Origin of the sequence: Chitinophaga sp. (genome assembly GCF_036569125.1) — a bacterium.
Lineage (GTDB): Bacteria > Bacteroidota > Bacteroidia > Chitinophagales > Chitinophagaceae > Chitinophaga.
Genome location: NZ_DATCRF010000827.1, coordinates 1 through 7,483, shown reverse-complemented (window position 1 = coordinate 7,483; position 7,483 = coordinate 1). Strand labels below are relative to the sequence as shown.

The window sequence follows — 7,483 nt, the reverse complement described above, 5'->3', positions numbered from 1 at the left end:
CATCAGCATTATGCACTACAAAGCTTTGGGGAGTGTTACCGCGGTAAATAACAAGATCCACCGCTTTTTCTGCCAGCAGCTCATTTAACCGTGCGCTGCCCATAATGCTCAGGATCTCCTTTTCGCGCAGCACATGATCACCTTCATGGTTCAACAGGTGAATGCTGCCAAAAGAATTGCCCGACACCATAACAGCCGATTTGGGATTGATTTTCCAGATGGTGGGATAATACACGGATTTCAGATCGTGCCGCGTCATCCACTCACCCAGGTCAAGATGTGTATCCGTTGGCGTTAGCCCATGGTCAGATGTGAGAATGAACAGCGTATCCTGCCACCAGCCTTTTTTCTCCAGCAGGCCCCTTACTTCGCCCAGGCTGTTATCTGCTATCTGGTAGGCCTCAATGGTGCGCGGGTCACGGATATGGTGGTAATGGGAATCCCAGTCAACACTGGGAAATACTGCAAACAAAAAGTCAAAGTCGTTACCTGCCTGCAGCATGTCCATAATACGCCGGTGACCTTGCTCATCAACAGGGTGATGCCGCTTCCAGAAATGGGCGCGTGTGTATAACAGGCCCTTCCCTTTTTTACCCAGGTCGTATGCAGGGGGTATATTACGGGTGATCATATTATACAGGTTATATGATTCACCCAACAGCTCAAACAAGGTGGGTTTATTGGCGGGCATATCTGTATTAAACCAGGCTGCTTCCGGGCCGCAATAAGAGCGCATGGCGTTCTTATTCCAACGGGTACGCTTAAACTCTTTTTTATCAAACCAGCGGATACCTGTAATGCCCATGGTGCCGGGAAAATGCCCGGTTAAAAAAGGCAGGTAAGCAGGGCCAGTCGTAGATGGGAAGCAGGTGGTTGCTTTGCGGTAGGTGCCTTCATCAATAATGCGTTTAATATTAGGCAGGCGGCCTTGTGCTATAAGTTCGGGCAATACCTCGCTATGCGCACCATCTACTAAATAGAACAAGGTGCGCTTTCTGGCTTTCGTCATTATCTTAATTTGGTACTAAGACAATGAACAGGCCCTGTACCCCGACAAACAATCCTTATTATTTACTTAACTTAAAACGGTAACCGAGGCGCAGGGCAAACTGTTTGTAGGGCATTTGCAGACCATAGTCTTCAAACTTAATACCTGCTTCCAATCCGCTGGAAAAACTGAAACCTGCAGATGCAGTGTACATCAATGAACGGTAGTGTTCATACACCGGTGTGTAGGTATAGGGATTCGCATTGTGAACAAAATGAGGCAGCGTGTTTCCAAAGGCCTCTCCTATTTCCCCGGCCATAAAAAAGCGCTTACCGGTCCTTAACCTTATGCCTGCTTTTAACGGTATAATTTTTACCGGCTGCGCATATACGTTGTTCTGGCCATTGCCGAATATTAACCAGTCCCTGTCTGCTGAAAAATAGGTATAGCCGGTAGATAATGTGCCGGTTAAATACTCGCCCAGGTCGCGGTGTACAAACAGCTCCCCGCCGGATACAAAGCCAAAAGGCGCATCCCATGCAACGCCCCCGGTGGCTGCAACACCCAGGTACCAGGCCTGTGAATGATCTATGCTTCTTTTAACGGGTTTAAATACAGAGTTAAAGGCAATACCCGCTTCCCAGCCTATCCAGCTCTTAGTCTGATAAAAGGAGGTGGAAGGCTCCGGGTATTCCGGTATATCAGTAACATTCTTGTAGCCGGGGCTGCGCCATAAGCCGGCATGTTTATAACGGTTAAACGTAGGTCCTGCCAGCAGGCTGATATGCTTGCCCAGCTGTACATTCAGCAGCAGCTTACCCTGCCACCAGCCATCGTCCCAGGTGCCTGCATCAGAGAACTGGTAAGCCGCTTCCGCTGAGAGGTACAGGTTGTTGGTGAACATAAGATCATGCCCGATGCCAAAGCCAAAAGCATAAAATCTGTTATCAGCAGATACGTTCATCCCCAGCAGCACCGTGCTATAAAAGTTATGTGTGCCGGTTTTTAAAGCCAGGTTTGTATTGGCCAGGTTATTAGCGGTATAGCTGATCCTGTAAAAACCATTATAGATAATGTTGATGAGCCCAATGCTAACGCCCTGCGATGTATCCGCCACATTCACCATTCCCATTTGTACCCCTTTTAAGCGGCGCGTTTCATTATGCAATGCGCTGATCTGCACACCGGATAGCTGCGCCTGTGCTTTATTGGTGAATAAAGAGATCTGCACCCCTCTTACTGTATCCAGGGCCCGGTTATGCGCGCCGGCCAATTGCAGCCCGGTAGCATTACCGCCTACTAAATTAAACACACCCGCCAGCTGCAGATACTTTGCACTTTTCTTGTTGATGTTAAATAAACCGGCTATCTCCAGCCCGTTTACACCAGCTGTGTAACCACCTGCCAGGTTCAGCGAAAACTTGTTTACCACCTGCGGGCTAAACATGCCATGTGTGCTAAGCCCGGGTGTTAAGGATACCTGGAAAGGTCTTTTAGCAAAGAAATCAGTAATGTTCAAACTCTGGATCTTTTGCCTTGCGGAGATGAATAAATTTCCCAGCGCAGTTCTTTCAATACGGTTGCTTTCTTCATTTACATTATCATATGCAGCGGTGTTAGCTCTTGAGCTTACCAGTACGGTTTGCAAAAAATGAATGGTAGTATCGCGGTACAGCCTTTTACTGGCCGTAACGGTTATGCTTCCGGGGTTGCTGGTGCGGAACTTTAGTTTAAAATAACCATGTTCGTCTGTTAAAGTGGCCACCAGGTACGTTTTCTCGTACACGCTGGCATTCATAAGGCGTTCGCCGCTACGCTCATCCACCACCATACCACTTACAGAAAAGGTATTATTATCGTTAGTAAGATCAGTATTGATCAACATGAGACGGGGCAGTGCAGGTGTTATTATAACATAGTTATTCTGCTCGCCATACTCATAGCGTTCTTTGAACAGCTGATATAAAATGCGGGATACCTGCTGGTTGTTTGCAGTAAGGGTTACCAGGCTATCCTGCGGTATCAGCCTGCTGTTGTAGGAAAAATAAAATCCACCTTTGCTGCTGATCTCATTCAGCACATCCGCCACCCGCCTGCCGTTTACATTTACTGATATAAGCTTATTCAGCAGCCCCTGCGCATTGCCTTGTTTGGGCAACACGCACAGAAAACCTATTATCAACAGTGTTATTATCCTGTAAAACCCGGTCATTTTAGAATAAGCTGATCGTTCTTTTTTTCCAGCGTAACGTTAAAGGTGCGGCTAATCACCTGCAGGATATTATCCAGCGATTCGTTCTTAAAAGTAGTGTTCAACCGCAGATCGCGCAGCTCTTTTCTCCCAATTATAATGTGGCTGTCATAAGCTTCATTCAGCACCTCTACCATTCTCCATAATGGTGTATTATCTGCTACAAATTCTTTGCTGCGATAATAGGTGTACAGCTGATCGGGGTTAGCGGTCTTGATAAGCGCAGCAGCTTGTTGCTGTACCACCAGCTTTTCCCCGCGGTTTAATGCAATGGTATGCCCGTGCCTGCTCACCTGTACTCTGCCGGTTTCTACGATCACTTCTATATTCCCGTTCTTATTTTTCACATTAAAAGAGGTGCCTAATACCTGCACACTCAGATCGCCGGTGCGGATAATAAATGGCTTTGACTGGTCCGGCGCCACATCAAAGAAAGCTTCGCCTTTGGTTAATACCACCTGGCGTTCCTTACCCTTGAATGCTGCAGGCAGCTGTACCTGCGTACCTTTATTGAGTGTTAGTACAGAGCCATCGGGTAAGGTATCTGTTTTAACGGTGAGATCACTGGCAATTTGAATACCGGGTGCGTTACGATGCGTTAAATAAAACAAGGTTCCTGTTGTTATGACCAGTATGGCTGCTGCAATTTTCAGCCAGGGCATCCGTGGCTGCAATACAGCTGCCGGGGCCTGTTCTGCTGCTTTTTGCTTTAACCTTTGTAATGACGCCTGCGCATTTACCGTACCTGGATATTGCAGGCGCAGGCTGGTTTCCCACAACAGCTGCAGCTGCTTAAAGCGGGCTTCATTGGCGGCATCCTGCATCCTCCACTCTTCCACATGTTGCGCCTGCACGGGAGTAGTTTCTCCCAACAGATGGCTTATCAGCAGATCATCGGTCATAATCGTATGTTTACATTCATTAACAGCCAAAGTATTAAGGGCAGATAATCTGCCAGCTGTGTACGCAGCTTTTTAAGTGCCCTGCTCATTTGTGTTTCCACTGTTTTTACCGACAGGTTTAACTGCGTGGCAATTTCAGCATACTTCAGCTCCTCAAAACGGCTTAGCTGGAAGATGGTGCGGCATTGTTCCGGCAAGCCGTTAATAGCTTTTCTCAGCTGTTGTTCCAGCTCACGCAGCTGTAGCGCAGCAGCGGGTGTTTCCGTTTGCCGGCCTGCTGTTCTTACATTAAACAGGGTAAAGGCATTTTTTACTTTCTGGTGCTTAAGATAGTTCAGGCACTCATTGTTCACCGACCGGTAGAGGTAGGCTTTCAAAGAGGTATGAATGGCAAGCGGCTCACCTTTTTCCAGGATCTTTAAGAATACCTGGTGCACCATTTCCTCTGCAAGTATTTCATCATTCAGCATAGTATAGGCATACCGGTACAACGCATCGTAATGCTCAAGATATACCCTGTCAAGATCATGGTCTTTAACCAACCCGTTATTTCCCTGGCTCGTCTGCAAGTATGCTTATTCAGATTTTATTGGTAAGACAACTGTCTCTGTATTTACCCTTACACGCAAAAAAAATAATTTATCTATAAGAGGTGTATAAACCCTAAAGGCTTTCAAAATTAACGCTGCCCATATTAAAAAAATCCCTTAAATTCGATATAATATAATTTTTAACCCAACTCTCAATAACCATTAGACATGAAAAAACCTTTTCCGCTAAAATCATTTTGATTTATGCATTCTATCTGGCCCATGTAGATTAGAGATTGAGCCCTGTAGAGGAAACATGCCTTGTTCCCTTTTGGAGTTTTTTGTAATCCTATTTTATAATCACAAATCCTCAATTATTAACTATGAAAAAGTTAGTTGCTATTGCACTATTGCTGTGCACCGTATTCTCTATGTCCAGCTTTATACCCACCACTAAACCCGTTACAGTAATAAAAAAGGAAAAGCGCTTTTTCTCTTTTCCGATCACCGGTACCATTGATGGAGCTTACATGGGAAGCCCTGCTACTTACCAATATACCATAAACGGCAGCGGCACCACTCCAACCACTGTTACAATCACTGTTATATCCCCTGTTTCGGCTACAGTAGGTACCTATCCTTTTACCGGGAGCAACCCTCAGTATTTTGCTACCGGCATGGGTCCGGCAACCAACAATACTATAAAAACCATAATATTTACGGTTACCAGCAGCACATCGCAAGGATATAATATTGATATAATCGGGCTGAATTAACGGCTAATACTTTGCTGGTTAATACCCGCAACACCACATGCATAATAAAAGGCCGCTTTTCAATAGTTTGTATTATTGAAAAGCGACCTTCATTTAAGAAAAACAAATTACCATTCATCTGTCCGGAACGAGGATACGGGCAGCCCTTCATTGCTGAACAAGGTACCTACCAGCCAGTCCTTATATGCGTAACGTACGGCTACCGGTGTTTTCACTTCCTCACTTTTTACGGCAATACCATAACCGGTTATCCAGGCGGTGGCCGGGTGATATACCTTATCGGCGCCGGCTACTTCAAAATCAGACAGGGGCTTATTAAAAGAAAAAGTGGTTAAACCATTCGGCGCATTGTTAAAGAACAGCTGCACTGTATCTGTAGCTACCTTCATGTTCTTATACACCGGTGTGGCATAAGGAATGTTCTTATATCCATAGGTTTTGGCCAGTGCGTTATATAACAGGCGTTTGGCAATAATGGTCTTATCTGCCGGGTGTATGTTGGTTTCATCTCCTACATCCATGCTCACAGCCATACCGGAGTTGGGAATATCATCCAGCGCTTTTAGCTGTGCTTCGCGAAGCAGGAAGGTTTCACCTTTATCTCCTTTATAAACAAAAGGCGCTATCTGCACATAATAAAAGCCCCATTCCCCGCAATCCCAGGCCGTTCTCCAGGATTTTACCATGGCGCTCATCAGCTGCCGGTACTGGGCCGCGCGGCCGCGGTTACTTTCTCCCTGGTACCACAAGGCTCCGTTAATAGTATATCCCATTACAGGCGATACCATACCGTTGTATAAATTGGTGGGATCGTTCGGGCTTAATTTCAGTGTATCCGTTACCGCTGGAATTTTAATTTCATTGGTGAAGGGTTGCAGGGCCTGGGCATGCATCCAGGCTTCTATCACAGTGCCGCCCCAGGTGGCTTCAATAATACCTACCGGCACCTTCAGCTTTTGCTGCAGCATTTGCGCAAACTGGTACCCTACTGCGCTGAAATCAGCGGCGCTGGCGGCATCTGATACCTGCCAGGTGGTATTACAATCTGACAGCGGTACCCGCGATATTTTTTTAGGCACATTGAACAGGCGGATCTGTGAGTTATCTGCATCCATCAATATATCGGCAGCATGTAAAATAGTCTGGTTCTTAAACCCTTTTACGGGCATTTCCATATTGGACTGGCCGGAGCAGAACCACACTTCGCCAATAAGGATATTATGCAGGGTAAGCGGCTTACCGTCTGAAATAGTAATGTCATAAGGCCCGCCAGCTGCCGGTGTTTGTACTTTTACCTTCCAGGCGCCATCTGCACCGGCTTTAACAGTGTATAATTTCTTATTCCAGGAGGTGGTAACAGTAACCCTGGCATTGGCGGCGGCAGTACCCCACAAGGCAGCCTGTGAGCGTTGCTGCAGCACCATATTGCTGGCAATAACAGCGGGTAACTTAATGGTGGCGGATGCGCCTAAAGAAAGCATGAGGAAAAAAGAGATGATGAGTTTCTGCATAGTGGAATGTTATAGTTATGGGCAAAAACACAAAATACATAATCAGGCAGGTAAAAAAAAGCGTCCCGGGGTTTTAAGCCCGGGACGCAACATCTCTGTTTCTAATGTAGGTATAGGATTAGTAAGTAGTAAGCCTATTTCATCCAGAAGATCTTGGCATAAGGAAGATCCTTATCTGCTACTTTAGCATAGTTCTCACCATTCAGCGAACGCTCACTGCCAGGATATGTTAACCTGTAAGCAGGCGTAGGCACAGTAGAAACACCCGGATCTGTAGGGAAGGTGATCTTGGGATAACCGCTTCTTCTCATTTCAGCCCAGGCTTGTGAATTCTGTATGATACCGAAGTTCACCCATTTCTGTAAGCCGATCTTGTTCAGGTTATCTTCCTGTACAGAACCATAAGCTACTTTAGCATTAGCCAGCAGCAGCGTGATCTCAGCTTCTGTAGCTGCGGTTTGTTTGATTCCGTAGTCGCTCAGGTTATGGATCTTGTAATAGTACGAAATAGACTGGCGGATACCT

The 7,483-nt window shown here is 46.2% G+C and carries 7 protein-coding genes; 1 reads left to right on the top strand and 6 read right to left on the bottom strand.

Annotated elements, in window-relative coordinates:
* The 4 genes from VIM87_RS30470 to VIM87_RS30455 all read right to left on the bottom strand — a co-directional run.
* A partial coding sequence (locus VIM87_RS30470) for an alkaline phosphatase family protein (protein WP_332000636.1) occupies nt 1–1,009 on the bottom strand: 1,009 nt, incomplete at its 3' end.
* A 58-nt stretch (nt 1,010–1,067) separates the two neighbouring features.
* Nucleotides 1,068–3,149 (bottom strand): hypothetical protein, encoded by a 2,082-nt coding sequence (locus VIM87_RS30465; protein ID WP_332000635.1) that lies wholly within the window; start codon nt 3,147–3,149, stop codon nt 1,068–1,070.
* 47 nt (nt 3,150–3,196) lie between these two features.
* Entirely contained in the window at nt 3,197–4,141 is a 945-nt protein-coding gene (locus VIM87_RS30460; protein ID WP_332000634.1) for a FecR domain-containing protein, read from the bottom strand.
* Entirely contained in the window at nt 4,138–4,710 is a 573-nt protein-coding gene (locus VIM87_RS30455) for an RNA polymerase sigma-70 factor (protein ID WP_332000633.1), read from the bottom strand. Before VIM87_RS30455 ends, VIM87_RS30460 begins: the two co-directional genes overlap by 4 nt.
* Before the next feature lie 344 nt (nt 4,711–5,054).
* Here VIM87_RS30455 and VIM87_RS30450 point away from each other — a divergent pair, with 344 nt between their 5' ends.
* Nucleotides 5,055–5,447: a hypothetical protein gene (locus VIM87_RS30450; protein WP_332000632.1), complete on the top strand. Its 393-nt coding sequence runs from the start codon at nt 5,055–5,057 to the stop codon at nt 5,445–5,447.
* Between the two features lie 107 nt (nt 5,448–5,554).
* On the opposite strand, the gene VIM87_RS30445 is transcribed toward VIM87_RS30450, so the two are convergent.
* Nucleotides 5,555–6,958, bottom strand: coding sequence for a sialate O-acetylesterase (locus VIM87_RS30445; protein ID WP_332000631.1), 1,404 nt, complete (start codon nt 6,956–6,958; stop codon nt 5,555–5,557).
* A gap of 134 nt (nt 6,959–7,092) precedes the next feature.
* A partial coding sequence (locus tag VIM87_RS30440) for a SusD/RagB family nutrient-binding outer membrane lipoprotein (RefSeq protein ID WP_332000630.1) occupies nt 7,093–7,483 on the bottom strand: 391 nt, incomplete at its 5' end.